Annotated in this window: 24 protein-coding genes; 7 read left to right on the top strand and 17 right to left on the bottom strand. The window is 68.9% G+C overall.

The genetic code is table 11. The annotated features are described in order from the left end of the window. The first annotated feature begins 110 nt into the window (after positions 1-110). Positions 111-479, top strand: coding sequence for a rhodanese-like domain-containing protein (locus tag BMY29_RS14235; protein ID WP_049991711.1), 369 nt, complete (start codon positions 111-113; stop codon positions 477-479). A 282-nt stretch (positions 480-761) separates the two neighbouring features. On the opposite strand, the gene yciH is transcribed toward BMY29_RS14235, so the two are convergent. The 6 genes from yciH to BMY29_RS14205 form a co-directional block, all read right to left on the bottom strand. Next, positions 762-1,055, bottom strand: coding sequence for a stress response translation initiation inhibitor YciH (gene yciH / locus BMY29_RS14230; RefSeq protein ID WP_049991712.1), 294 nt, complete (start codon positions 1,053-1,055; stop codon positions 762-764). Positions 1,056-1,143: 88 nt separating this feature from the next. Beyond that, positions 1,144-3,543, bottom strand: a complete 2,400-nt coding sequence (locus BMY29_RS14225) for a transglutaminaseTgpA domain-containing protein (RefSeq protein ID WP_049991713.1) — start codon at positions 3,541-3,543, stop codon at positions 1,144-1,146. Continuing rightward, complete coding sequence (locus tag BMY29_RS14220; protein WP_049991714.1) at positions 3,540-4,583, bottom strand: DUF58 domain-containing protein; 1,044 nt, start codon at positions 4,581-4,583, stop codon at positions 3,540-3,542. Before BMY29_RS14220 ends, BMY29_RS14225 begins: the two co-directional genes overlap by 4 nt. After that, complete coding sequence (locus tag BMY29_RS14215; RefSeq protein ID WP_049991715.1) at positions 4,580-5,560, bottom strand: AAA family ATPase; 981 nt, start codon at positions 5,558-5,560, stop codon at positions 4,580-4,582. The genes BMY29_RS14220 and BMY29_RS14215 overlap by 4 nt, the downstream gene beginning before the upstream one ends. A 291-nt stretch (positions 5,561-5,851) precedes the next feature. Beyond that, positions 5,852-6,046, bottom strand: coding sequence for a cold-shock protein (locus BMY29_RS14210; protein WP_049991716.1), 195 nt, complete (start codon positions 6,044-6,046; stop codon positions 5,852-5,854). 105 nt (positions 6,047-6,151) lie between these two features. Continuing rightward, the gene (locus BMY29_RS14205; protein ID WP_049991717.1) at positions 6,152-6,436 is read right to left on the bottom strand and encodes a DUF7573 domain-containing protein; all 285 of its coding nucleotides are present in this window, start codon (positions 6,434-6,436) and stop codon (positions 6,152-6,154) included. An 86-nt stretch (positions 6,437-6,522) separates the two neighbouring features. Between BMY29_RS14205 and BMY29_RS14200 the strand changes: the two genes are divergently transcribed. Then, complete coding sequence (locus tag BMY29_RS14200; protein ID WP_049991718.1) at positions 6,523-6,717, top strand: DUF8024 family protein; 195 nt, start codon at positions 6,523-6,525, stop codon at positions 6,715-6,717. 39 nt (positions 6,718-6,756) lie between these two features. Here BMY29_RS14200 and BMY29_RS14195 read toward each other — a convergent pair whose 3' ends face one another. From BMY29_RS14195 to BMY29_RS14160, 8 genes are all read right to left on the bottom strand, one after another. Continuing rightward, entirely contained in the window at positions 6,757-7,773 is a 1,017-nt protein-coding gene (locus BMY29_RS14195) for a 5,10-methylenetetrahydromethanopterin reductase (protein WP_049991719.1), read from the bottom strand. Further along, positions 7,773-8,543 carry a coenzyme F420-0:L-glutamate ligase gene (locus tag BMY29_RS14190; protein WP_049991720.1) on the bottom strand — a complete coding sequence of 257 codons (771 nt, stop codon included), beginning with the start codon at positions 8,541-8,543 and terminating at the stop codon, positions 7,773-7,775. The genes BMY29_RS14195 and BMY29_RS14190 overlap by 1 nt, the downstream gene beginning before the upstream one ends. A gap of 65 nt (positions 8,544-8,608) precedes the next feature. Continuing rightward, positions 8,609-9,382, bottom strand: coding sequence for a maleate cis-trans isomerase family protein (locus tag BMY29_RS14185; protein WP_049991721.1), 774 nt, complete (start codon positions 9,380-9,382; stop codon positions 8,609-8,611). A 4-nt stretch (positions 9,383-9,386) separates the two neighbouring features. Then, positions 9,387-11,030 (bottom strand): hydantoinase B/oxoprolinase family protein, encoded by a 1,644-nt coding sequence (locus tag BMY29_RS14180; RefSeq protein ID WP_049991722.1) that lies wholly within the window; start codon positions 11,028-11,030, stop codon positions 9,387-9,389. 5 nt (positions 11,031-11,035) lie between these two features. After that, positions 11,036-13,153 carry a hydantoinase/oxoprolinase family protein gene (locus tag BMY29_RS14175; RefSeq protein WP_049991723.1) on the bottom strand — a complete coding sequence of 706 codons (2,118 nt, stop codon included), beginning with the start codon at positions 13,151-13,153 and terminating at the stop codon, positions 11,036-11,038. An 8-nt stretch (positions 13,154-13,161) separates the two neighbouring features. Then, positions 13,162-14,367 (bottom strand): Nramp family divalent metal transporter, encoded by a 1,206-nt coding sequence (locus tag BMY29_RS14170; RefSeq protein WP_049991724.1) that lies wholly within the window; start codon positions 14,365-14,367, stop codon positions 13,162-13,164. Positions 14,368-14,570: 203 nt separating this feature from the next. Next, the gene (locus BMY29_RS14165) at positions 14,571-15,116 is read right to left on the bottom strand and encodes a ribbon-helix-helix protein, CopG family (RefSeq protein ID WP_049991725.1); all 546 of its coding nucleotides are present in this window, start codon (positions 15,114-15,116) and stop codon (positions 14,571-14,573) included. A 107-nt stretch (positions 15,117-15,223) separates the two neighbouring features. After that, positions 15,224-15,733 (bottom strand): metallophosphoesterase family protein, encoded by a 510-nt coding sequence (locus BMY29_RS14160; RefSeq protein ID WP_049991726.1) that lies wholly within the window; start codon positions 15,731-15,733, stop codon positions 15,224-15,226. 61 nt (positions 15,734-15,794) lie between these two features. On the opposite strand from BMY29_RS14160, the gene BMY29_RS14155 reads away from it, so the two are divergent. The 4 genes from BMY29_RS14155 to BMY29_RS14140 all read left to right on the top strand — a co-directional run bounded on the left by BMY29_RS14155 (position 15,795) and on the right by BMY29_RS14140 (position 19,994). Then, the gene (locus BMY29_RS14155; protein WP_049991727.1) at positions 15,795-17,210 is read left to right on the top strand and encodes an eIF2B alpha/beta/delta subunit family protein; all 1,416 of its coding nucleotides are present in this window, start codon (positions 15,795-15,797) and stop codon (positions 17,208-17,210) included. Between the two features lie 203 nt (positions 17,211-17,413). After that, on the top strand, positions 17,414-18,343 hold the full coding sequence (gene ddh / locus BMY29_RS14150) for a D-2-hydroxyacid dehydrogenase (protein ID WP_049991728.1): 930 nt from the start codon (positions 17,414-17,416) through the stop codon (positions 18,341-18,343). Between the two features lie 13 nt (positions 18,344-18,356). Further along, positions 18,357-18,875: a GNAT family N-acetyltransferase gene (locus BMY29_RS14145; protein ID WP_049991729.1), complete on the top strand. Its 519-nt coding sequence runs from the start codon at positions 18,357-18,359 to the stop codon at positions 18,873-18,875. A 117-nt stretch (positions 18,876-18,992) separates the two neighbouring features. Beyond that, positions 18,993-19,994 carry an LLM class flavin-dependent oxidoreductase gene (locus BMY29_RS14140; RefSeq protein WP_049991730.1) on the top strand — a complete coding sequence of 334 codons (1,002 nt, stop codon included), beginning with the start codon at positions 18,993-18,995 and terminating at the stop codon, positions 19,992-19,994. A gap of 171 nt (positions 19,995-20,165) precedes the next feature. Here the strand turns inward: BMY29_RS14140 and engB are convergent, their stop codons facing one another. Then, complete coding sequence (gene engB, locus BMY29_RS14135) at positions 20,166-20,783, bottom strand: GTP-binding protein EngB (protein WP_049991731.1); 618 nt, start codon at positions 20,781-20,783, stop codon at positions 20,166-20,168. A 174-nt stretch (positions 20,784-20,957) separates the two neighbouring features. Between engB and BMY29_RS14130 the strand changes: the two genes are divergently transcribed. Continuing rightward, positions 20,958-22,253, top strand: coding sequence for a TIGR00341 family protein (locus BMY29_RS14130; protein WP_049991732.1), 1,296 nt, complete (start codon positions 20,958-20,960; stop codon positions 22,251-22,253). 46 nt (positions 22,254-22,299) lie between these two features. On the opposite strand, the gene BMY29_RS14125 is transcribed toward BMY29_RS14130, so the two are convergent. Next, entirely contained in the window at positions 22,300-22,605 is a 306-nt protein-coding gene (locus BMY29_RS14125; RefSeq protein WP_049991733.1) for a DUF7533 family protein, read from the bottom strand. Positions 22,606-22,692: 87 nt separating this feature from the next. After that, positions 22,693-23,682, bottom strand: coding sequence for an NOG1 family protein (locus BMY29_RS14120; protein ID WP_049991734.1), 990 nt, complete (start codon positions 23,680-23,682; stop codon positions 22,693-22,695). Positions 23,683-23,709: the final 27 nt, after the last annotated feature.

Raw genomic sequence — 23,709 nt, 5'->3', positions numbered from 1 at the left:
ACCGCGGCTGGGCCCTCGTCGCGTCCCGTGTCGACCCGGTCCGATTCGCGAGCCAAACTCGGGACGGCCGACCCGTGTCCTTATTCCGACGCCGGTCCAATGCGATGGTAATGGACGGCGAAATTACCACTGACGAGGTCAAGGAACTCCTTGAGGACGGTGCCGACGTTCGCGTCGTCGATATCCGCGACGAGCGGAGTTTCGAACACAGTCACATTCCCGACAGCGAGAATATCCCCTTCCACGAGCTCACCAACCGAGTCGACGAGCTCGAGGACGCCGATCACATCGTCACGGTCTGTCCTCACGGCAAGGCCAGCGTCCAGGCCGCACAGCTCATCGGCTCCTATCAGGGCACCGCCGACGCCCGCGTCCAGAGCATGGCAGGCGGCCTCGAGAAGTACGGCATGAAGTTCGGCCTGGTCCGCGAGGACGACGGCAAGGCCGACGAGGAACCCGAGCGCGAATCCCCCTTCTGAGTGCTCCGCCTGCCGCTCCCGCGTCGACCCCGCGGACGAGCCGATCCGCGCGGCGATCGACGTCCTCGCCTGGCGATCGATACCAGCGATAGCTACGGAGCGGCGGAGAGCAGCGGGGAGTACGCCTAGCATCACGTCACGCCTCGGCCGGACGCGAAGGCCCGTCACGACTACCCGCCGAGATGCCACTACTCACTACTTGGGACACGGTATCGAGAAAACGGATTGGTAAAGGCGCGACGCGATCGCGGATTCGGAAGTCGTCTCAGAGCATCGCGGGCATCAGGCGACGTTGAAGCCGCGGTCCCGAAGGAACTCTTCGATGCGGCCGGAGTGGTTGCCCTGAAGTTCGATGTGGTCGTCCTCGACGGTGCCACCACAGGCGAACTTGGACTTCAGATCCGACGACAGACTGTCGAGATCGACGTCCTTCGGATCGAATCCTTCGACGATCGTTACCTCTTTCCCGTATCTGCGCTCGTCAATGCGGATGTTGAGTTGCTGTTGCCCCTTGGCCACGTCCTCGCAGACGCAGAGTTCCTCGGGCAGCCCGCACGTCGAGCAGACTTCCGACATTACGTTCGTAGCTATGAAACGGGCATATTAAACACTATCGGGACCCGCATGCCCTCGCGCGGTTCTTTTTGAAGGGGGTATCCGACCGTCACCGGAATCGACCGATCCCGGGGAGGCGCTCCCGGGCGAGGTCGTCGACGATGGCGATCGCGTCGTCGGCCTCGTCACGGTCCACGCCGTCGCCGTATTTCGCGCGTTCGTAGGACGCGAGGACGCTCTCAGTTCGCGGATCGAGCGGCGCGATATCGTCTCTGTCCGCGCCACCCGCGTCAGCGTCCGTGTCGCTGTCGGCTTCGGCTGCCGCCGACAGCCCTTCCAGATACGCTCGCGCCGACTCGGAGCGCCGACGGGGCCGATACCGCCGGGCCAGCAACCGTTCGAGTCGCCGGAACGCTCGTTCGGCGTCCCGGTCGGGCTCGCCCCGGACGCCGTGCCAGTAGATTCCGACCGTCCGCCTGACCCGCGTCGGCGCGTCGGTCCGACGAGCGCCGGCCGCCAGGCCGACGAGTACCACGAGCCCGATCGCCGCTAGCTCTCGCGTGATCGGGATCGGGAGCGGCAGATCGTCGCCCGCACCGTCGGCGGTCGAGCCGTCCCCGCTCGTTCCGCCGTCGATTCCGGACGGTGTTTCGTTCGGGTCGGTGGAGTTGGGCGGCGGCGCCGTCCCGTTGGGCGCGTTCGGGTCGGTCGGTGAGCCGTTGAAATCGCCGGGCTCGGACTCGGGCGGTTCGATCTCGGAGGGATCGCCGGACTCGGGATCGGACGGGTCGTCGCCCTCGCCGCGGATCGGAACGTCTTCGCTCTCGTCGGTGTCCGCGGCGTCGTTGCCGTTCGCTCGGGCTTCCTCGAGTCGGTCGGTGTGGACGTCCGAGCGAGCACTGCCTGGCGTCGGATCGAACCGGACCCAGCCGTGGTCGGGGAAGTAGACCTCGACCCAGGCGTGGGCGTCGAGTCCGCGGACGACGTAGGTATCGTCGTCGACCTGCTGGCCGCTCGTATAGCCGGTGACGTAACGGGCCGGGACGCCCTCCTCGCGGAGCATCTGGGCCATCGTCGTCGCGAAGTAGACGCAGTACCCCTCGTCCATCTCGAGGAGGAACCCGTCGGCGACGTTGCCGTCGGGCCGGGAGACCGACAGCGAGTAGTCTTTCGTCGAACGGAGGTGGGCCTCGATCGCGGCCGCGGTCTCGTAGGGGTTGTCGGCGTCTGCCGTGATCTCGGCGGTGCGCTCTCGGAACTCGCTCGAGGTGCTCTCGGGCGTCTGGAGGTAGTGCATGGTGATCTCGTCGGGGTAGTCCGTCCCCGCCGTCCGAAGCGTACTCGGGTCGCGCTCGACGATCGCGCTCTCGACCGTGTAGCTGTCGCCCGCCTGCAGCGGCGTTTCGGGCCGCGGCTGGTCGTGCCTGGAGACCGTCGCCTGGCGCGTGACGTCGCCGCCGAGTTCGAGCGGCTGGGGCGCGACCGGCATGATGCCGAGTTCGGTCTCGGCGGTGACGGTCTGCTCGGTCGTCTCGTGGCGTCCCGGCGGATCGGCGAGCCGGCCGTCGTAGCGTCTGTCCTGGCCGGTTCGGACCCACTCGTCGCCGGTAAAGCGGTCGTAGACGCCCGTCCGCCAGTAGGAGCGCTGCCCGGACTCGACCGTGAACCGGACTTCCGGCGAGAGGTCGACCTGACCGGAGATACCCGACCGGTCGGGCGCGGTGTCGATCGTCGCTTCCAGCGAACCGCGCTCGCCCTGGACCAGGTGGGTCGGACCGGCCGGTTCGCCGGGGACGACGGTGACGGTCGTCGAGAGGACGACGATCAGCGCGAACAGGGCCGCGAGCAGGTCCGTCTGCGCGAGTGCGCCGCCCCGCCGCTCGAGGTCCCCGAATGCGACGGTACCCACGGCCGCGAGGGTTCCCGCCAGCGTGACGAGCGTCCCCGCGTCGCCGGTCAGGACGAGAAAGCCGAGCGCGGCGCCGCCAGGAACCACGCTCAGCTCGTACCGGCCCCGCACGGCGAGGTACCACGAAAGGAAGACGGGGGCGGGCGCGAACCCGATCGTCCAGATCCCCGCCTGAACCATCCGAAGCAGCGGGAGCCCGGTCGCGAGCGCGACGGTATCGGACACGATCGCGTCGGACGCCGTGAAGACGACGCCGAGTTCGACGCCGGCCGCCGTCAGATAGTAGGCGAAGCCGACCCCGGCGGCCGACAGCGCCAGGCCCGCCGCGGTCCGGGGACGGATCAACGTGGCGAGGATCGTCGCCGCGGCGAGCATCAACCCAACGATCGCGAGCAGCGACTCGCTGCCGCCGACGACCTGCGTCACGCCGTACAGGACGGACACGTACGAGGCCGTCAGGGCGAAGACGCAGGCAAGCGCCAGATAACGGACGGCAGCGGTACCGACGGTCCCGTCCGCGTCGACAGAAATCGTCCGCTCGCCGGCGTGACTGGCCGAGCTCCCGCTCCCGTCCCTGTTCGTGCCCGTGTCCGTACTCATGCGTTCGCGTTCACCTCCCGACCCGGGGCACGCGCGCTGTAGAACCGTTCGAAGGGAATCTCGCGGTCGTCGACGACGACCGTCGTCTCCGTCGTATCGGTCCGCACCAGCACGTCGGCGTCCCGCCTGGTCCGGTCGTCGAGTTCGCCCGGTTCGGCGACGGCCAACAGCCCCAGGAGGTCGCGGTGGTGGTCCCGCCCCGATCCCGGCGGCACCGTCCCATCGGGGACGACTAGACCGACCGTCGCGCCCTGTTCGAGCAGGTAGGTCACGACGCTGGCCGCGGCCGACGCCGTCTCGTCGGCGCGGGTTGTGAGACACTCGGCGGCGACCGTGATGGCTCCGGCGTCCTCGTCGTCGGCGTACTCCGCGACGACCAGGTCGTCGTCGGGCCGCTTGGCCGCGGCCTTCCAGTGGACGTCGCGCATGGGGTCGCCGCGGTGGTACTCCCGGAGGTGGTCGAACTCCTCGCGGGCGTGGCGGTCCGCGACGCCGGCGAGCGTCCGGATGTCGGCGGCGTTGCCCCGTCCCAGGTCGCGGACCCGCGGGTAGACGAGGATCGGCATCGTCTCGTCGTACTCGAACCGGCGCTCGACCAGGCCGACGACGTCCCGGACGGCGATCGAGAGCGGGCCAACCTGGTGTCGGCCCCGTGCCTCGAGTCGCACCTCGTAGGAGAGCGTCTCGTCGCCGTCGAGGGTCGTCTCGGCGACCGGATCCGAAATCGGTGAGAATTCATTACCGGCGCTGTCCCCGGGTCCGTCCCCGTTGCCGACGGTATCGCGGACCGTCGCCGCGACGGCCCGGTCGGTCTCGACGTCGACCGCGACCGTCCGCTCCTCGCCGATGAACCCCTCGGGGACGGGCCGGCGGCTGACCCGCGGCCGGTCGGTACGGCTGACCGCGACCAGGCCGGCCAGCAGAACGACGGCCAGGGGGACGACGACGGCGTTCAGCGATCGCGGGCCGAACTGCCAGCTCAGTATGACGGCACCGGCCACGACGGCGACGACGGCCCTGCCCCGAGGCGTGAGTCTCATTCGACGGGGACGCGGTCGAGCGCGTCCTCGACGACCGAGCCGCCGTCCCGGTCGCGACCGTTCGTCTTGATTCGGTGGGGCATGACTACGCGCGCCTCGGCTTGCACGTCGTCTGGAATCACGTACTCCCGGCCGTTCGTGACGGCGCGGGCCTGGGCCGCCCGCAGCAGCGAGATCGTCCCGCGGGGGCTGACGCCGATGTGGGCGTTCTCGCGCGTGTGGGCCGCCAGGCGCGTCGCGTACCGCCGGACGGGTTCCGCGACCTGCACCGTCGAGACGGTTTCGCGGGCGGCGACGAGGGTTTCGCGGTCGGTTATCGGGTCGAGCGACTCGATGGGGTGGTCCCCGACCGTCCGGCCGAGCAGTTCGGCCTCTTCGTCGGGATCGGGATAGCCCAGATGGAGCTTCTTCATGAAGCGGTCGACCTCGGCGAAGGGCAGGTCGTAGGTCCGGTTCGGTTCGACGGCGTTCTGAGTCGCGATCACGGTGAAGGGCGTCGGCAGATCGCGGGTCGTCCCGTCGACGGTGACCTGCTGTTCCTCCATCGCTTCGAGCAGGGCGGCCTGGGTCTTGGGCGGCGCCCGGTTGATCTCGTCGCCCAGCACGATGTTGCCGAAGACGGGGCCCTCCTGGAACTCGAACTCGCGGGTCTGCTGGTTGAAGACGTTGACGCCGACGACGTCGGTCGGGAGGAGGTCCGGCGTGAACTGGACGCGGCTGAACGTACAGTCGACGGACTTCGCGATCGACCGCGCGAGCATCGTCTTGCCGACGCCGGGCACGTCGTCGAGCAGAACGTGTCCGCGACCGAGGACGGCGGTGATGACATGTTCGATCACGTCGTCGTGGCCGACGATCACGCGCGAGACGTTCGCCTCGAGCTCCTCGCACAGTCGCTCGACCGTCGAAATCCGGAGGGCGTCGTCGGCTGCCGACGGCTCGGTACCTGCGTTCGCTGTCGGGTTGGCATCAGTCATAGTCTCGAAACTCCGAGGGACCCGGCCGGCCCGGTTATTACTACAGCATCCGCGTCTCCGCGACATATGTTTTGTGTCATTGGAACTATCGGTTCCGCGAGCAGTACCGTGCCGTCGGCGGCGCCGTCGAGACGCACGTCTCCGATACCTGCGGCCGCCGGCGTGACCGCTATCGGGCGAAAATCACGGGTCGGAACTGAGTCGGAAACCGATCGCTCCGGCGAGTCGACGGCGCTGTCGCTCGCCGTGTAGCAATCGGAAAACGATACCTCCTGTCGGTGTCGGAACCGTCTAGAGTCGCTCGACGTTGGTCGCGCGTGGCCCCTTCTCGGCCTCGACGATTTCGAACTCCAGTTCCTGGCCCTCCTCGAGGTCAGGTCCGCCGATGTCCTCCATGTGGAAGAACACGTCCTCGTCCGCGTCGTCGGTCTCGATGAATCCGTAGCCGCCAGTGTCGTTGAAGAATGCGACCGTACCTTTCGCCATTGCACCTCAACAAAGCCGCGACGAAAACATAAATGTTCGGGAGCACGGTTGCAAGCATCCGCCGAGAAGCACCTTGTTACCGTTGTCAGTCGCTGATTACTCAGATTACCATTTCTTGCAGTTCGGACAGACCAGGTCGCCGTCGTCCCGCCAGGCGCGCTCGGTCGCGTTCCCGCATCGATCGCAGGTGTACTCGCCCCAGGCGAACGTCGAGTGCCCGGTGTCGGTCGCGTGCGTGTTCGTGTTTGCGTCCGCGTTCGCGCCGACGTCTGCGTCCGTCTTCCGATCCGTGTTGGCCGCCGTACCGGGGTCTGCAGCGGGGTCGGAATCGGCGTCGCTGTCGGCCTCGTCGGCGGAGACGAAATTCGAAAGCGTCGCGTCGTCGGTCACGAACGCGGATACGGGCGGCGGCGGCTTAATCGCTCCCCTCGCGCGGGACCGGCACCGCCAAGTAGCACCGGTAACAATCCCCGCGCATGGACACCGTCACACCGCTGAACGTCATCGTGGACAACCTCACCGAAATGACCAGCCTCTTCGGCGACGTGGCGACCGGGGCGGGACTCGCGCCGCTGCTGGTCCTGATGGGAACGGTCCTGATCATCTTCTCGCTCGGCGTCTTCGGGATCCTCACCCTCGGCGCCGTCGGCGACCTCTTCACCGCGAACTAACCGCGATCCGCGACCCGCGGTTCGTTCTCTCCCGGTTTCTCAGAGCTCGGTCACGAGCGCGAGCGCCTCGCTCGCGCGCCCCACCGCGTCCTCGAGGTCCGGTCCCAGCGGCGACCCGACGACGATCCCGTCGACGTGTTCGAGCGCCGCCGCGAACCGGTCGGCGACCGTCTCGGTCGTTCCCGCGATACAGAAGGCGTCGATCATCTCGGGGGTGACCCGGCCGAAGGCCTCGGACAACTCCCCGCGCTCGAGCGCGTCGCCCACCGCGCTCGCGGCCTCGCGGTCGATATCGTGGCGTTCCAAGACCGGCTCCGCGGCCCCGCCGACGATGAAGGCGACCGGCGGCCTGGCCGCCTCGCGGGCGGCGTCTTCGTCGCCGGCGACGCTGACGCTCGCGAAGGCCAGCGCCTCGAACGAGTCGCGGTCGTCCGGTCGGTCCGCCAGGCCCTGCTCGAGTTGCCCCGCCGCCCACTCGAGGTCGCGCGGATGGGCGGCGTTGATCAGGACGCCGTCGGCGTGTTTCGCGCTCATCCGAAGCATGTGCGGGCCCTGCGCACCGACGTAGACCGGGATCCGCTCGGACGGCGGGTCGAGGTTGAGCGCCGCATCCTGCGCGGTGAACGTCCCCTCGTGGGAGACCGTCTCGCCGGCCCAGAGATCCCGCGCGAGGTCGAACGTCTCGAGGACGCGCCGCAGCGGGCGGTCGCGTTCGACCCCGAGGTTCGACAGCGACGAGCGGTCGCCGGCGCCGACCCCGAAGACAGCGCGGCCGTCGCTGATCTCGTCGATCGTCGCCGTCTGCGCGGCCAGTTTCACGGGGTGGGTCTCGTAGGGGTTGACGACGCCCGATCCAAGCCGGAGCTCGTCGGTGGCGTCGGCCATCCGCGAGAGGACGACGAACGGATCGCGGTTGAAGTAGTGACTGCTCGCGAACGCGGCGTCGAACCCCTCGTCTTCGGCCAGCGCCGCGAGGGTCGCGATCCGCTCGGGCGGGTGTTCGGGCGTGAGTTCGATACCCCAGGTTATCCCAGCGGACGTCGAATTTCCGACCATTATCCCTCGAACCTCCACTCCCGCAGCGCCTCCCGGACCAGGTCGTCCTCGACCGAGCGGAACAGTTCGTCGCTCCCTTCGAGGTCGCCGAAGTCCCAGTCGCGGACGATGACTGCGGGCGTGCCGTCGGCCGCTTCGCCGGTGATGAGGTTCGCGGCGCTGGCGAGTTCGTCGACCACGGACTGGACGGTGACGCCGAGTTCGTGGCCGTCGCGGTCGCGTTCGCCGCGCCAGTCGCGGCTCGCGGGCATGCCGGCCCAGCCGATCGCGACGCCGGTCTGGCCGTGGCGGAACGGCCGCCCGCAGGTGTCTGTCACGACCACCGCGACGTCCTCGTAGCCCCGCCCTTCGAGCCCCGCGCGGATCCGCTCGGCACTCTCGCTCGGCTTCCGCGGGAGGAGCAGGATGTCGTGGTCGGGCACGTTCGAGCGGTCGATCCCCGCGTTCGGGCAGATATGTCCGAAGCGGGTCTCGGCCAGCATGAACGGGACGTCGATCAGCAGTTCCGCGCTCTCGTCGAGGACCGCCTGGGCGAACCGCGGATCCTTCTCCTCGCCGCTGAGCTCCGCGATCCGGTCGGCGATCTCCTGTGCGCGGCCGCTGACGGGGTAGTCCTCCAGGTTTGCCGTGCGACCCTCCGCCTTCGAGACGACGGTGCTAGCGACGGTGAGCACGTCGCCCGGCTCGAGGTCGGCCCGATCCGCGACGAGTTCGGCGATGTCGTCGCGGGGGCGGACTTCGGGCAGGTCTGCCACGCCGTTGAGTTCCATACCGGAGGGTGGGGAAGCGGCGTCAAAAACGCACCGTCACCGGAGAACGTAGCGGTCGGCCGCGGCTACCGATCGCGACCGCGATCGAACAGCGCGCCCGGCCCGTCGGCTTCGAACCCGGCCGCCCCGCAGACGTCCCACAGCGTCGCGCCGTTGCTCGTGACCACCGGCAGACCGAGGTCGGCTTCGAGCCCCTCGACCGCGGCGAGCGATCGGTAGTTCGTACACGAGACAAAGACGGCGTCGAGGTCGTCGATATCGGAGCCGATCAGGTCGGTCACCTGGTCCCTCGCGTCCGTCGGCGCCAGTTCACCGATCGCCGCGTTGGCCGCTAGGCCGCGCCCGTCGAGCGCCGCGACCTCGAACCCCGCCGCGTCGAGGAACTCCCGTTCCTTCTCGTCGAGTTCGTCGGTGTACGGCGTCGCGACCGCGATTCGTTCGGCGTCGAGCGCCTCGAGCGCGCGCACGACCGACCGGGCCGTCGCGACCGCGGGGACGCCGGCCGCCCGCTCCAATCGGTCCTCGAGTTCGGCGTCGAATCCGGGACCGTGGATCAGACTGCCGGTCGTGCAGGCGTAGGCGACCGCGTCGACGTCGGCGTGGCCCAGTAGTTCGGCCGCGCGGGCCGCGTCGTCGCTCATCGCGTCGAGCTCGTCGACTGTGACCGACTCGAGGGCCATCCGCGCGCCGTGGACGGTGATCGAGTCCGGGAGGTAGTCGCGGAACTCGGGTTCGGCCGTCGCGTTCGACGAGGGGACGATCAGGCCCAGCCGACCGCGGCGACCGCTATCGCCGCGATCGTTGCGGTCGGTGTCCGAGTCGGGTTCGGGTTCGGCCATCGGTTTACTCTGCTCCCTCGTCGCGATCGTTCGGGTCGCCGTGGCCGCCGCCGCCAGGCGTCCGGACCGTCACCGTCGTCCCGGCGTCGACGTCGACGGTCGTCTTGGCGGGCACCGGTTCGCCGTCGAGCAGGTTCTCCCCGGTCGCGCCGTCCCCGCCGCCGGCGACGCCCTTCGGGGCGTGGCGCCGCCGCTCGGTCAGCAGCGAGACCGTCGCGGGTTGCTCGACGGTGACGGACCGTTCGAGACCGAGGCCGCCGCGGTAACGGCCGGGACCGCCGCTGCCGTCCCGGAGCGCGTAGCGCTCGACCCGCAGCGGGTACTCGGTCTCGAGGGACTCGACGGGCGTGTTGAGCGTGTTGGTCATGCCGACCTGGACGCCGTCCATCCCGTCGCGGTCCGGCCGCGCGCCGAAGCCACCGCCGATCGTCTCGTAGTAAGTGAACGAACCGTCTCGCGCGCCGATGGTCAGGTTGTTCATCGTACCCTGGCCCTGTGCGGGCACGCGGTCGGGAGCCGCCCGCGCGAGCGCGGTGAAGACCACGTCGGTGACCCGCTGGCTGGTCTCGACGTTGCCGCCGACCACGGCCGCCGGCGGCTCCGGATTCAGGAGCGTCCCCTCGGGCGCGCGGACGCTCACCGGCTCGTAACAGCCGTGGTTCGGCGGGATCTCCGGGTCGGTGATACAGCGCACGACGAAGTAGACGGCGCTCGTCGCGACCGCCAACGGCGCGTTGAGGTTCCCGTCGAGTTGGCCGGCGGTCCCCGCGAAGTCGACGTCGATCCGGTCGCCGTCGACCGTCACCGCGACGCTGATCTCGATGTCGTCGTCGGTGACGCCGTCGCCCTCGAGGACGTCGGTCGCCTCGTAGGTCCCGTCTGGCAGCGCCGCGATCTCCTCGGTGATCCGCTCGCGGGAGTAGTCGATCACCGCGTCGAACCCCTCGAGGACGGTCTCGCGGCCGTGTTCCTCGAAGAGCGCGGCGAGTCGCTCCTCGGCGCGCTCGTTGGCCGCCTGCTGCGCCCGGAGGTCCGCCCGACGCTCGCCCGGATTGCGGACGTTCGCGAGCACGAGCGAGCGCACGTCCTCCCGGGGCTCGCCGCCCTCGACGAGCCTGGTTGGCGGCAGTCGCAGCCCCTCCTGGTAGATCTCCCGTGCGCCGGCCGGCATGCTGCCGGGGGTCATCCCGCCGACGTCGGCGTGGTGGGCCCGGGAGACGGCGTAGCCGACGATCTCGTCGCCGTCCTCGTTGTCACCGCTCTCGTCCCCGTCGCGGCCGGGCGCGATCGGCGAGACCATCGTCACGTCCGGCAGGTGCGTCCCGCCCGTGAACGGATCGTTGAGCACGAACACGTCGCCAGGCTCGGGGTCGCGCTCGCGGACCGCCTCCACCGCGACGGGCATCGCGCCGAGGTGGACCGGGATGTGCTCGGCCTGGGCGATCATCCGCCCGTCGGCGTCGAACAGCGCCGTCGAGCAGTCCCGTCGCTCCTTGATGTTCGGCGAGTAGGCCCCGCGGATCAGGGTCTGGCCCATCTCCTCGGCGACGCTCTCGAGTTGGTTGCGTAGTACCTCCAGGGTGACCGGATCGATGCCGCTCTCGTCGGTCTCCGCGTCGTCGGTCGTGGTGTCCGTGTTCGCGTTCATCGGTCTCACTGGTCCTCCGTTTCCGCGTCGGTCGTCCCATCCCGCGTCAGCACCAGGGTGCCGTCCGCGAGCACATCCCCCGACCAGGCGGGCGGGACGACGGTGGTGCTCTCGGCCTGTTCGAGGATCGCCGGTCCGTCGACGGTCGCGCCTGGCGCGAGCCGGTCCCGTTCGTAGACGGTCGTCTCGTGCGCGCCGGCGTCGGCGCCGGGGAAGTGCGCCTCCCGAGTGCCGACGACGGCGTCGCCAGCGCCCTCGTGGCGGATGGTCGGCTCGTCACCCGGAATCGTCGCCGTCGCGCGGAGGTTAACGACCTCGATCGATTCGTCCATCGCGTAGCCGTAGGCGCGCTCGTGGGCCTGGTGGAAGCGCTCGGCGACCGCGTCGGCGTCGAACTCGTCGTCGACAGCCACGGTCAGCTCGAAGCTCTGGCCCGCGTACCGGCAGTCGGCAGCCCGCTCGACCCGCGCCGCGTTCGGGTCAGAGGCGTCTGCGAGCACGTCGGCCACCAGATCGTCGTAGACGGCCTCGACGTCGCTGGCCTCCGCCGTCTCTAAGTCGAGCCCCACGGTGCGGACGGCGTCGTAGCTTTCGTCGGCCGCGAGCAGCCCGAACGCCGAGAGGACGCCGCCCGGCCGCGGGACGACGACCCGATCGACGGACAGCGAGTCGGCCAGCGCCGCGGCGTGCATCGGCCCCGCGCCGCCGAAGGCCACGAGCGCGAACTCGCGGGGGTCGTGGCCCCGCTCGACGGTCACGGCGCGGATCGTCCGCGTCATCGTCGCGTTCGCCACGCGGTAGACCCCGCGGGCCGCCTCGAGCGGGCCGGCCAGGCCGGCCTCGTCGGCCAGGCGAGCGAGCGCCTCGCGGGCGGCCTCGACGTCGAGGGTCATCTCGCCGCCGAGGGCCGTCTCGGGGCCGATGTATCCGAGCACGACGTTGGCGTCGGTGACCGTGGGATCGGTGCCGCCGCGGCCGTAGCAGGCCGGCCCGGGCTCCGCGCCCGAGGACTCCGGCCCGACCCGGAGCGCGCCGCCGGCGTCGACCCAGGCGATCGAGCCGCCGCCCGCGCCGACGGTGTTCACGTCGACCATCGGCGTCCGGATCGGGAGCCCGTCGATTGCCGCGTCGGTCGTCCGCTCGGCCCGCCCGTCGCGGACCAGGCTGACGTCGCTCGAGGTGCCGCCCATGTCGAAGGTCACGAGCCCCTCGACGTCGTCGTCGTCGACGGTCGCAGCCGCGCCGACGACGCCCGCGGCGGGACCCGATAGCGTCGTTGTCACCGCGTGTTCGCGGACCGTCTCGGGGTCGGCGATCCCGCCGTTGGCCTGCATGATTCGGGGCGTCGGGATCCCCGCGTCCGACGCCTGGTCGACCAGGCGACCGACGTAGCGGTCGATCGCGGGCCGGACGTAGGCGTCGACCGCGGTGGTCGAGGTGCGCTCGAACTCGCGGAACTCGGCGAGCACCTCGTGGGAGGCCGATATCGGTACGTCGAGTTCCTCGCGCAGGGTCTCGGCGACGACGCGCTCGTTCTCGGGGTCGGCGTAGGCGTGCAGCAGGCAGACTGCGACCGCTTCGACGTCGCGCTCGCGTAGCGTCGCCGCGAGGTCCCGGACCGCTTCGGCGTCGACTGGTCGTTCGACGCCGTCGGCGGTCGTCCGCTCGTCGACCTCGAAGCGCAGGTCGCGGGCCACGAGGGGGTCGGGCTTCTCGGCCTCGAGATCGTAGAGGTCGGGGCGGTCCTGACGGCCGATCTCGAGGACGTCCCGGAACCCCTCGGTGGTGATCAGGGCCGTCCGCGCGCCGCCGCGTTCGAGGAGAGCGTTGACCGAGACGGTCATCGCGTGGGCGAAGCCGTCGATCTCGGCGGGGTCGATGCCCGCGCTGTCGCAGGCCTTTTCGATCCCCTCGAGCACGCCGACGTGTTGCGGATCGGTCGTCGGCACCTTCGCGGTGACCAGGCGGTCGTCGACCGAGAGCGCCACGTCGGTGAAGGTACCGCCGACGTCGACGCCGATTCGGGTGTCGGGGTCGCCGTCGCCGCGGGCGGTCGAGTCGTTGCTGTTCATAGGGCCGTTCGTCGTGTCCGCGTTCGGGTCGGAGGCGTTTGAATCGTTCATCTATAGCGTCAGAGGATCAGGACGTCGTAGAGCGTTCGGAGGCCGATACCGATCACGACGAGCGTGACAAGCCCGCCGAGGACGTTCTGGAGGGTGCTGTTCGTGTACCGTCCCAGCAGGTCGTCGTTGTTCATCGCGTAGATGAGGAAGACGGCCAGGATCGGCAGCAGGAGACCGTTGGCGACCTGCGCGAAGACGATCACCTGTACGGGGTTGTAGTCCAGCGCCGAGAAGACGATGCCGACGCCGAGGATCGTCATCCAGATCGCGCGGAACCTGGTCGACTGCAGATCGCGGTCCCAGCCGAGCGCCCCGGCGGTGGCGTAGGCGCCGGCCAGCGGCGCGCTCATCGAACTGGTGAAGCCGGCCGCGAACAGGCCGATTGCGAAGAACGTGAGCGCGTAGCCGCCGAAGACCGGCTCGAGTTGGTCGGCCATCTCGCCGACGTCGCTGATCTGGGTCCCCGCGGGGAACACTGCGGCGGCCGTGACGACGATCGCCGTCGTGATGAGTCCGCCGACGACGACCATTCCGATCGTGTCCGCGCGACACTCCCCGAGGTCGTCGGGGCCGTCCCACCGCTCCTGGACGGTGCTCGCGTGCAGGAACAGGTTGTAGCCGACGACGGTGGTCCCGACGAGCCCGGCGATGAGATACGCCGAGCCGTCGGGAACGGTCGGGACGAGACCGCCCGCCAGCGAGCCGACGTCCGGCCGGACCATGGCGGCGTTTATCAGGAAGGCCCCGCCCATGACGGCGACCAGGCCGACGAAGACCCGCTCGATCAGTTTGTAGTTGCCCGTCCACAGCAGGCCGGCGGCGACGAGGCCGATGATCGGGCCCCAGACGTTCTCGCTGATGCCGGTGATCGTCGAGAGGCCGGCGGCGCCGCCGACGATGTTGCCCGTCTGGAACGCCGCGGTCCCGATTCCGATCGCGCTCACGACGAGCGCGACGGTGACCGCCTGGGCGATCGGGTTGTCGAACTCGCTTCGGAACGCCTCACCCAAGCCCTCCTGGGTGATCAGGCCCAGGCGCGCGCTCATCTCCTGGAGGACGATCGTCGCGAGGATCGAGAAGGCGATCGTCCACACCAGCAGGTAGGCATACTCCGCGCCGATCACGCTGGCGGTGGTGACGGTCCCCGGCCCGACGAACGCCGCGGCGACGAGCGCTCCCGGACCGATCGCTTTGAGCCGGTCGATGACTCCCATGGGATGTATTCGCATATACCACGCCGCGGTTCGACCAAAAAGGTTGTTGAGAGCCGAACATACGATCGCATCACCGAGTCAGGAACGACGATTGTCGTATGAAATAGTATGAACGCGTGTGAATATCGACTGCCGGCGGCGGAGTGATCGGCTCCGACTGGTTGAGGGCGTGACCGGAACAGTTCTGGAACGCGGCCGCGCGCTCACTCGGCCGGCCGCTCCGTGATGATCACCTTCGAGACGCCCTGCTCGATCTCGATCTCTGTCGGGAGGTCGACCGTGCTGCGCTCGATAAAGCGGGTCATGAACCAGCGGACCGCCTCCGAGGGGAAGACCAGGTGATAGACGCGGTCGCCCTCGCGGCGGACCTCCAGGAACCCGCAAAAGGAGAGCCATTCGAGGAGGTCGCCGACCGCGTCGAACCTGGTCGCGTACTCGCGGGCGTGGTAGTCCGAGACCCGGTCGGCCGCCTCGACGAACGCCGGGTCGGGATCGCCGCCGTCGTAGCAGTACTCGAGGAACGCGTGGAGGAAGTCCACGTCGAGCAGGACATGTTCGCCCGAGGAGAGCATCCGGTAGTACCGTTCGAGGTTGTCGCTGGGCTGGCCGCTGGCCGCTTCGAAGTTCGCCGCGTAGAAGGTCAGGGCGCGGCGGACGACTTCGCTTTGCCCGTCGTCCGTCTCGGCGACCAGGGTCTCGAGCGCCGCGGCCGAGTCATCGTCGAGCGATACCGTCACGCGTTGTGTCATGCTATCACGAGAGCACCCGAGACGGGTATAGTTCACGCACTCGAGACGCGGAACGCGAACCGCGGTCGCACCGCTTTTGTCGGGTACCGTCGTCTCGGTCCGAGCCGTCAGTCGGTTCCGGTTCGAAGATCGACCGTCGCCTCCCCGTCCTCGACGGTCGCGACGTACATCGACGTGCGGTCGGCCGGTGCCGCGCCGGTCGCGCTGCCCGGATTCAGGATCCGCGTTCCGTCGACGGTCTCGTCGACGACCTCGTGGGTGTGGCCCGCGACGGCGACCGGGTCCCGGTCTCTGTCTCCGGACTCGGCCCCGACGGTCTCTACCACTCGCTGCGCCCAGCCGGTCGGCGACCCGGAGCCGTGGGTCACTGCGAACGTCACGCCGCCGATTTCGACCGTCGCGATGCGGGGCAGGTCGATCGTCGGCGAGTCCGTGTTCCCGCGGACGGCGGTCAGCCCGTTCGCGAGGGACTCGATCCGGCCGTAAGCTTTCCGCGAGTCGAAATCGCCCGCGTGAATCGTGTGGTCGGCGCGGCCGAGTTCGTCGACGACCCACGACGGCACCTCGTCGGCGCGCGTCGGCACGTGCGTGTCGGAGATGATCGCGACCCGTGGCATAGGCGACGGTACCGCGCCCAATCCCGAAAGCGATTCCCTGCGAGCGGCCGTGGGTCCGCGTATGAGCGACGCCGAGTCCGACGCGAGCCACGTCATCACCGCGTTCCTCCGCAACCGGGGCGAGGTCCTGCTGCTGCGCCGCAGCGACGCCGTCGGGACCTACGCGGGCCAGTGGGGCGCGGTTTCAGGGTTCGCCGAGGGACAGCCGGACGACCAGGCGCGCATCGAGATCCGCGAGGAGACCGGCCTGGCGGACGACGACGTCTCGCTCGTCCGCTCGGGGCGGCCGATCGAGTTCGCCGATCCGGACCTCGGGCGCGAGTGGGTCGTCCACCCCTACCTGTTCGACTGCGAGACCCGCGAGATCGACCTGAGCGAGGAACACGACGCCTTCGAGTGGGTAGCTCCGACCGAGACGCTCGACGCCGTCGGCGAGGACCGCGAGACGGTGCCAGAACTCTGGACCGCTTACGAGCGCGTGGCCCCGACCGTCCGCTCGATCGCGGCCGACGACGAGCACGGCGCCGCCTATCTCTCTGTGCGTGCGCTCGAGGTAGTCCGCGATCGGGCCGGCCTCCTCGTCGCCGAACGAGAGGAATTCGGCCCAGACCCCGATGGCGAGCGGGACGAACTCGCCGAACTCGCCGGCCGATTGCTCGAGGCCAGGCCGTCGATGGCGGTCCTCCGGAACCGCGTCAATCGGGCGCTGGCCGAGGCCGTGGCCGACGTCGAACCCGATCGCGACGCCGCGGACGGCGACGCCGCGGGCGACCAGGCCGACACGGAAACAAGCGCCCCCGCGGTCCTCGAATCGACCCGCTCGAACATCGAGCGCGCGCTCGCGGCCGACGAGGACGCCGCGACGGCCGCCGCCGACCGCATCGAGGGCAGCATCGCGACGCTCTCGCGGTCGGACACCGTCCTCGACGCGCTCCGCGCTGGCGAGCCGTCGCGGATCTTCGTCGCCGAGTCGCGACCCGCCCGCGAGGGGATCGGCGTCGCGGAGCGCCTGGCCGACGCCACCGACGCCGCCGTGGCGGTCCACACCGACGCGGCGGTCGCGCACGTGCTCGCCCGGGAGGACGTCGACCGCGTCGTGGTCGGCGCAGATACCGTCCTGCCCGACGGCTCCGTGGTGAACAAGACCGGGACGCGCGGCCTGGCGGTCGCCGCCGCTCGCGAGGGGATTCCGGTGTCGGTCGTCGCCGCCACCGACAAAGTCTCGACCCGCGAAGACGTGAACCTCGAGTCCGGCGACCGAACGGCCGTCTACGACGGCGACGCACCTCTCGACGTGCTGAATCCGACGTTCGACGTGACGCCGACCGACTGCGTGACCGAGATCGTCACCGAGCGCGGCGCGCTCGACCCGGCCGAGATCGAGGGAATCGCCGACGAACTGCGCGCGCTCGAGGAGTGGCGCGACGGCGGGCCGACGGTCCGCGAAGCGACAGACCGAAACCCGTCGAGGGAGTAGTCTCCCCCGTGGCGGCTGTGACGAAGTGTTACCCCCACCGAGCCCCTTGTGACGAGGGTTTTCTCCGAGCCGCCCGTCTTCATACTCGTCTCTGAGCGACCGCGCCGACGCCCGGTTCGGTCGGAATCGCGCCGTTCAACGCGAGTAACGACGCGAATGTCTGTGTGCAAACCTTCAACACACATTCGTTCGTAGCGACGCGCATGGAATTCGAACTGGAGCGACTCGGCGTCCACGAGTCGGTCGACGCGGTCTTTCCGCCGGAAGCGCTCGCGGACTACCTCACCGATCTGCCGATCGACGTCGCGGTCGTCGACGACGAGGGGATCGAGGCCTGCGACGCGGTCGTCACCCTCGAGCACCGCGACGCGTACCTCGACTGCGAGTGGATCCACTCGATCCAGGCGGGCGTCGACCGCTTCCCGTTCGACGAGTTCGAGGCGAACGACGTGGTCCTCACTAACAGCACGGGGATCCACGACCGGAGCGTCGGTGAGACCGTTGCGGGCTACCTCCTGCTGTTCGCACGGCGACTCCACGACCACGTCGCGAACCAGCGGGAGCGGCGCTGGGAGCGCCCGGACTGGGACGCGGCGTTCACGCTGCCTGGCACGACGGCCTGCGTCGTCGGCACTGGGACGCTGGGCCGGGGCGTCGCGGAGACGCTCGGCGGCCTCGGCGTCCGCGTGACGGGCGTTCGCCGCTCGGCCGACCCCGTCCCCGGCTTCGAGGAGATGTTTCCGACCGACCGGCTGCACGAGGCGATCTCCGACGCCGATTTCGTGATCGTCACCGTGCCGCTGACCGACGAGACCTACCATCTCTTCGACGCCGACGCGTTCGACGCCATGCGCGACGACGCCTACTTCGTGAACGTCGCCCGGGGATCGGTCGTCGACGAGCCGGCGCTGATCGACGCGCTCGAGGACGGACGGCTCGAGGGCGCGGCTCTGGACGTCTTCGAGGCGGAACCCCTGCCCGAGGAGTCGCCGCTGTGGGACATGGACGAGGTCGTCATTTCGCCCCACTGCGCGGCCTACACGCGGGACTACTTCCGCGACACCGGCGACATCGTCCGCGAGAACGTCGACCGACTCGATACCGGGGAAGCGTTCCACAACCGCGTCGTCTAACGGGCCGATACCGGTGTCCCCGACTCGAGACGACATCGACGTCCGAATCCGCGAGGCCAGGCCGGCCGACGCCGAGCCGATCGCCGACGTCCACGTCGCCGCGATCCGCGAGCAGGGGAGCGAGGCCTACGACGAGCGCCAGGTCGAAGCGTGGCTCGCGAACGTGCATCCGGAACGGTATCCGCTGGGGGAGCCGGACTTTCACGTCGTCGTCGCCGAGCGGGCCGACGACGTCGTCGGCTTTGGCTTGCTCGAGCGCGACCCGAGCGACGTCGACGAGCCGGCGGTCGGCAAGATCGGCGCGGTCTACGTCCGCCCGGATCACGTCCGCGAGGGCGTCGGCGGTGCGATCCTCGACGCGCTCGAGTCGGCCGCTCGCGATTCGGACCTCGAGACGATCGTCCTTACCGCTTCGAAAAACGCGATCGACTTCTACCGACGGCGGGGATACGAGGGCGTCGAAACGGTCGTCCTCGAGATGCGGGCGGACGTCCCCCTCGAATCGCTTCGAATGCGACGAGAGTTAGCATAGCGGAACGGGCTTGGACGCCTGGCGAGGTCGTCGGGCCGCAGTCCTCGCCCATGGTCGTGTCCTTGCAGGACGATGCTACCCGGCACTTTTCGGCGGTCGTTACCGTAGCGACGCCGCATGGATCTCGGACTCGGCCTGCTGACCGCCCAGCGGCGACCGGACGACGACCGCTCGACCGCGGCGATCTACGACGAACTTTTGGAACTCGGGGCGGCCGCCGACCGGGCGGGACTCGACAGCGTCTGGACGTCGGAACACCACTTCGCCGACGACGGCTACCTGTCGGGGACGGTCCCGACGATGGGGGCGCTCGCCGGCCGGACCGACGAGATTCGGATCGGCTCGGCCGTGGCGCTCGCGCCGTTCTACGACGCGGTGCGCCTCGCGGAAGACGCCGCGACGATCGCGGCCCTCTCCGACGACCGGTTGACGCTCGGCCTCTCGATCGCCTACTGGGATCGGGAGTTCGAGAATTTCGGGATTCCGAAGGCGGAACGAACGGCCCGCACCGAGGACGCGATCGCCGTCCTGCGCAACGCCTGGTCGCCAGGCCCGCTCGAGTACGACCCCGACTATCACGCGATCGATCCCGCGACCGAGGTGACGCCGACGCCGGACGAGGCGCCGCCGATCGTCCTCGGCGGCCTGGCGAAGCCGGCGGTCAGGCGCGCGGCGCGGCTGGGCGACGGCTGGTGTGCCAACGAGATGCTGTCGCTCGAGGACATCCGGACCCGCATGGACGACATCGAGCGAGTCCGCGAGGAGGAAGGGCTCGACGGCGATTTCACGACGTACATCGTCCGGTATGGGTTCGTCGGCGACTCCGCGGACGACGCCTGGGAAACGATGCGCGACGGTTATTTTTACCAGCAGCGGAAGTACGCGGAGTGGATGGGCGACGACGATATCGAGGCGCTCCCGGACGAACGGAAACGAGAGCTCAAGGAGGACGCGATCGTCGGTTCGCCGGACCAGGTCCGCGCGGAACTCGAGACCTACCGCGAGGAGTTGGGCGACGACGTGCACATCATCTTCCGCTCGTACTGTCCTGGCATCGACACGGCGGCGATGCAGGAATCGATCGAACGGCTCGGAAGGGAAGTCGCGCCGGAGCTGTGACGAGTCGGTGAATACGAGGACACCGCTTGCAACCGCGAGCGACGGTCAGGAGCGAGCGGGCCGACGACCGATGTGGAGAGCACGAAGCGCTCGGAACGGAGGGAGGAGTGCTTTTGATCGAAATTTTGTCGAGTGCGGTCGCGAAGCGGCCGCACGCAGCGCAAAATTTCGTTAGAAGAATTTAAACAGGTCGTCCCGCTGCTGGTCGTGTAAGTGGGTGCGGACGGCCTCGTTGAGCGAGTCGATTTGGCCCCGTTTGGCGGTGATCGGCGCGATGGTGTCCTGCCACTGTTTCCACGGCGGGTAGAGGCCCAGGCGATCGCAGAGTTCGTTCAGGCGCTCGTCCTTGTCGTCGACCTTGTCCATCTTGTTGACGGCGACGACGGTCGGAACCCCGAGGTCCTGCAGGAAGTGGAACATCTCCACGTCGTAGGGGATCTCGTCGGGACCGGAGTGGCGGTCGATGATGTCGATGACGCTCTTGCCGTCGACGACGAGGATCCCCACGAGGATGTTCTCGGCGTACTCCTCGAGATAGCGGACGATGTTGGTCTTGATCTCCTCGCGGTAGTCCTCCTCGACGCCGCTCATGAAGCCGAAGCCGGGGAGGTCGGTGATGACGAAGTCCTCGGGAGCCCAGTCGTAGTGGTTGGGTTGGCGCGTGACGCCTGGCTTGCCGCCGGTGTCGAACGTGTGCCCGGTCAGCTCGCGCATGAGCGTTGACTTGCCCACGTTCGAGCGACCGACGAGGGCCACTTCGGCCTCTCGATTGGGGCGCGTGTCGAACATATGCCAGTCTAAACCGGGCGCGGTTATATAAGCGCCGTGACGCGGCCGTTCGGTGCGGTCTCGTCGCGGTCTCAGTCGCGACAAGTCCGCCAACGGCGGCTGCGGCTCGAATCTGCCCTGCAGCGCGTGACGGAATGCCCCGGAATTATGCCCCACCGTATCTCAGGGAGAACTGTGCGGCTCGTACAGTTGACGGTCCCGACGGGCAAGCGAGAGACGATACTCGACACCCTCAACGACCGGGGGATCGACTACGTCCTGACCGACGAGGACAGCAAGCGCGAGTACACGGCGGTCGTCTACTTCCCGCTGCCGGATCCGGCCGTCGAACCGGTCCTCGACGAACTTCAGGACGTCGGGGTCGACGAGGACGCCTACACGGTCGTCGTCGACGCGGAGACGGTCGTTTCCCGGCGATTTCAGGGCCTGCGCGACGAGTACGAGAGCGACGACGTCGAGTCGGACCGCATCTCGCGCCAGGAACTGCAGGCCGAGGCCGACGAGCTGACGCCTACGTTTCCCGTCTACGCGGTGATGACGATCATCAGCGCCGTCGTCGCGACCGCGGGGCTGTTGCTCGACTCGCCCGCGGTCGTCGTCGGGTCGATGGTGATCGCGCCGCTGATCGGACCGGCGCTTGGCGCCAGCGTCGGGACGGTGATCGACGACGAGGAGATGTTCGTCGAGAGCATCACCTTCCAGATCATCGGCGTCGTGCTCGCGATCGCGGCCGCCGCGGTCTTCGCGCTGGTGGTTCGCATGACGAACATCGTTCCGCCGAATCTCGTCCTCTCGAGCGTCGGCGAGATCGCGGAGCGGCTCGCGCCGGACTTGCTGTCGCTCGCGATCGCGCTCGGCGCGGGCGTCGCGGGGGTCGTCAGCATCGCGACCGGAACCTCGGTCGCGCTCGTCGGCGTGATGATCGCGGCGGCGCTGATTCCGCCCGCCGGCGTCGCGGGAATCGCCATCGCCTGGGGCCAACCGACGTCGGCGATCGGCGCGACGGTGCTCGTCCTCGTCAACCTCCTCTCGGTGAACCTCGCCGGCCTGCTGACGCTGTGGTACGCCGGCTATCGGCCCGAGAGCCTGTTCGAACTCGGCGAGACCGAACAGCGCGTCCGCAAGCGGATCCTCGGCCTGGTCGTCATCGTCCTCGTCTTCGCGGTGTTTCTCGGCGGCATCACCTACAGCACCTACGAGGTCGGGACCTTCGAACAGGACGCCCGCGAGGAAGTGGAGGACGTCCTCGCACAGGAACAGTACGAGGACTACCAACTGCTCGAATTCGAGGTTGTCCTGGACAACGACTATCCGTTCCGGAATCCACAGCGCGTGATCGTGACGATCGGCGGTCCGCCAGGCGAGTCCGCGCCCGAACTGCTCGACGTCATCCACGAGCGGGTCAACCGCCACGCCGACGCCACCGTCGGCGTCGAAATCAGGTACGTCGAGGTCGTCGAACGAGGGTAGTGTCGAGCGCCGGACAGCGTCGGACGGCAACCTGTCACCGGCGCTGCTAGCGGCGAATTCGATCGAAAATGCGCAACCGGTGCGAGTCTTCGTCGGACTCTCCTGCCCCCGTCTCGCTATCGTCGCCGCTTCGAACTCGGTCGAGGCCGCGTCGAAGCCACGTTCTCGGCCCGCCGATCCGGTTGCCGAGGTAGGTCGGAAAGTAGAGGACGATCGCACCGAGGGCGAGAAACCCGACCCCGGCGACGGGCCGACCGGTTCGGAGGAACTCGACGCCGACGATGACTATCGGGCCGGCCATCGAGAACCCGGCGGCGGTCTGGAGCATCCAGAGGATTCCCGGACCCTTCATCGCGATCGCGGGGCCGCCGTCGGGCGCCGGCCGTTGCTCCCGGCATCGCCGTCGCGCCCGTTCCGAAGGGGCGGTCGCACCGGCACCTCACCCCTCGAACGGCAACTCGGGCTCGTAATCGACCGCGTCGACGGCCGCGTCGAGCACCGTCTCGACGTTCTCGTCGGTCTCGATGCTCATGGTGTAGTCGGCGTTCATCTCGTCGCGCAGGCTGTCGTCCCAGACCTCCTCGCGGTCGGCTTTGTTGGCGACCGTGAGCACGGGTATCTCCTCGAACTGGGCTGCAATCGCGTCGCGGAGTTCGAGTTGCGAGGCCAGCGGGTAGCCACACTCCCCGCTGGGATCGAGCATGACGAGCATGCAGTCCGCCAGATGCTCGATCGCGCTGACCGCCTGGGACTCGATCTCGTTGCGCTCCGCCGGCGGGCGGTCGAGCAGGCCAGGCGTGTCGACGATCTGGTAGCGGATGTGCTCCCGCTCGAAGTGGCCGACGCCGATCCCCTTCGTGGTGAAGGGGTAGGAGGCGGTCTCGCCCCGGGCGCTGGTGACGTCGTTGACGAACGAGGACTTGCCGACGTTGGGGTAGCCGGCGACGACGATCGTCGGCTCGTCGGGATCGATATCCGGCAGGTCCCGGAGGTCGTTGCGCGCCTCGTTGATGTACAGCAGGTGGTCGTCGACCTGCTCGACGATGTCCGCGAGCCTGGCGAAGGCCTGTTTGCGGTGTTTCCGCGCGGTGTCCGTGTCGGTCTTGCGCAGGCGGGGCTGGTACTCCTCGTGGATCTCGCGGGCCTTCCGGCTGGCCCACATCACTTCCGAGAGGCTCTGGCGCAGGTCGTCGACGTCGACGATCGCGTCCGCCAGCTCGTAGTAGAACGGGTGGGCGTCGTACTCGAAGTCCGGCCAGGCGGTCACGACGTTCTCGAGGTTATCCGAGATGATGTTGGCCGCCGTCTGCAGCATCGACTGCTGGGCTTCGAGGCCGCCTTTGGCCTTGCCGGCCCGAGCTGCCCGCGAAAACGCCTTGTCGATCAACTCTTCCGACGTGGGCGTCGTCGGAAGGTCTTCGAAAATCATGCCCGCTGCTATGACCCGCGACCATAA

It is taken from the genome of Natrinema salifodinae, from assembly GCF_900110455.1.
GTDB lineage: Archaea > Halobacteriota > Halobacteria > Halobacteriales > Natrialbaceae > Natrinema > Natrinema salifodinae.
The sequence above is the reverse complement of the archived record's forward strand: the minus strand, read 5'-3'. Positions and strand labels throughout refer to the sequence as shown.